The sequence below is a fragment of the Actinomyces sp. S6-Spd3 genome, from assembly GCF_000758755.1.
Classification (GTDB): domain Bacteria; phylum Actinomycetota; class Actinomycetes; order Actinomycetales; family Actinomycetaceae; genus Pauljensenia.
This window is the reverse complement of record NZ_JRMV01000011.1, coordinates 1-695: the sequence shown is the minus strand read 5'-3', so window position 1 is coordinate 695 and position 695 is coordinate 1. Positions and strand designations below refer to the sequence as shown.

At 53.4% G+C, this 695-nt stretch carries 2 protein-coding genes; both read right to left on the bottom strand.

Features of this window, described 5'->3' with window-relative positions:
* Window positions 1-368 (bottom strand): ECF-type riboflavin transporter substrate-binding protein (locus HMPREF1627_RS00070; protein ID WP_034499663.1); only part of this gene is annotated, 368 nt, incomplete at its 3' end.
* Between the two features lie 44 nt (window positions 369-412).
* Window positions 413-695 (bottom strand): SAM hydroxide adenosyltransferase (locus HMPREF1627_RS00065; RefSeq protein WP_034499659.1); only part of this gene is annotated, 283 nt, incomplete at its 5' end.

The following is a 695-nucleotide window of genomic DNA, read 5'->3' as shown; positions in this document are numbered from 1 at the left end:
ACAGCGTGCGCTACCACCACGGCAACGTTGAAACGTACCAGGCCGCCACTGTTGATTGGGCCGTCCTGCACGTTATCTTTCAGCGTCATTAGGCCCATGATCAGACCGGCAATAGCCGAAGCCACGATCCAGGACCACCAGGGGCCGTAGGAGGTGGCGTCGATCAGGAAGTGACCAATCAACCCCATAAGGCCGGCAACCACTGGGCCGTAAAGCAGTGCGAACACGGCTAGCAGCGCGTACTGGATGTTAATGGTTGTGTTTGGAATCGGCGTTGGGATTACAAGAAAACGGCCGAGTACAAAAAAGAGGGCCGCGCCAATACCCGTAGCTACCACAGCAGTGGTTGGCGAAGTCTTATTGATCATTGTTTTCCTTCTACTTGAATTTGTACTGAAAGGGATGAGGGGGATTAGGCGAGGGGCGCATCATCTAGCGGATACTCAAAATCCACCTTCCACTGCGTTCCCTGCCCAACTGAGTACGCCATTGCGAACGAACCGCGGTTAATTGCGATAGCCATGTTGTCCAAAGAGTTCGTATAAATGAGCGGTTCACCAACCGACACATCCGCAAACGAGCGCACGTACTTAAGCGGAGCCGAATAGACGTCGCCGTGCTGGTTTTCAATGTGTACGCGAACGTACTCGCCCATTTCGACACCAAGTTCAAGGAACAGTTCGCGCGGAATGTTT